The sequence below is a fragment of the Collinsella sp. SGI.241 genome (assembly GCF_050312955.1).
In the GTDB taxonomy this organism is placed as follows: domain Bacteria; phylum Actinomycetota; class Coriobacteriia; order Coriobacteriales; family Coriobacteriaceae; genus Collinsella.
The window spans coordinates 1-233 of sequence record NZ_JBNPKM010000040.1 but is presented as its reverse complement, the minus strand read 5'-3'; the positions used below and the strand labels follow the sequence as shown (position 1 = coordinate 233).

Genomic DNA, 233 nt, shown 5'->3' with positions numbered 1-233 from the left:
TCCGCTGCACCGCCTCGGCGGTCTCCGAGCTCGCCCGCGTCGAGTGGCACAGCGTGGGCGGCGTGTGCAGGCGCGTCTACGCCGAGCTGGAGGCCGCGCGCGGCGCCTCGAGGTTCGACGGCGTGCGCCGCATCGGCATCGACGAGACGTCGTACAAGAAGGGCCACAAGTACGTCACGGTGGTCGTCGACCACGACCGCGGCTGCCTCATCTGGGCGCACGAGGGCACCGGC

At 72.5% G+C, this 233-nt stretch carries 1 protein-coding gene; it reads left to right on the top strand.

The window, feature by feature from the left end:
• Positions 1-233: transposase (locus ACQQ92_RS08470; protein WP_427796249.1), on the top strand; the 233-nt coding region annotated here is incomplete at both ends.